The following is an 890-nucleotide window of genomic DNA, read 5'->3' as shown; positions in this document are numbered from 1 at the left end:
CGTTCCGCTGAGGCAGACGGTGGCGATGGAGGTACGCAAGGGAATGACCTTTCCTGCAGCTGGGGCAGCCGTTACCGGCCTTGGGCAAGGAGTTCGAGGAAGTGTGCGCGCATCCGGGCCGGATCCGGTTCCAGACCGGTGATGTAGCGGAAGGCGTCGACCGCCTGGCCGACGGCCATGTGGCCGCCGTCAAGCACGCGGCAGCCCCTGGCCCTGGCGGCGGCGATCAGCTCGGTTTCGACCGGACGGTAGATCACATCCGACACCCAGTGCCGGGGCTGGAGCAGGGCGGGATCCAGCGGAAGGCCCGGGTGGCTGTGCATGCCGACCGGTGTGGCGTTGAGGATCCCATCCGCGGCCGCGAGCACGTCCGGCAACTGGTCCATGGGCGCCACCGCCACTTCCTGTTCCGGGAAGAGCGCGGCCAAGGCGTCCCTGCGTTCTACGGCGCGCTGGGGGTCAAGATCCAGCAGCGTCAGCCGCCGGAGCCCCTTCTTCAGCAGGGCGTAGGCGACGGCGGACCCCGCACCGCCGGTGCCTAGCTGGGCGACCGCGCCGAGCTCGGCGTCGGGCAGGCCCTGTTCCATTCCCCTGCTGAAGCCGGAGAAGTCGGTGTTGTGGCCAATGAACTTTCCGTCCCGGATCACCACGGTGTTGACGGCACCCAGCCGGCGGGCGTCGTCGGAAACGTCGTCCAGGTGCTCCAGCACCAACTGCTTGCACGGGTGGGTGATGTTGAACGCGTTGTACCCCAGATCGCGACCCTGGTGCAGCAGCTGGCCTACCTGGTCGCCCGGACGGTTGATGACGGAGAGGTCGATCGGCCGGTAAAGATAGCGGATCCCGTGGTGGTCCGCCTCGCGTTCGTGCATCGGGGGAGTGAGGGAGGC

Annotated in this window: 1 protein-coding gene; it reads right to left on the bottom strand. The window is 68.2% G+C overall.

The annotated features are described in order from the left end of the window. Positions 1-71: 71 nt before the first annotated feature. Positions 72-890: shikimate dehydrogenase (locus tag ACMX2H_RS18935; RefSeq protein WP_414962825.1), on the bottom strand; the 819-nt coding region annotated here is incomplete at its 5' end.

This window comes from Arthrobacter sulfonylureivorans (genome assembly GCF_047607445.1).
Lineage (GTDB): Bacteria > Actinomycetota > Actinomycetes > Actinomycetales > Micrococcaceae > Crystallibacter > Crystallibacter sulfonylureivorans_A.
This window is presented reverse-complemented; position numbering and strand designations above follow the sequence as displayed.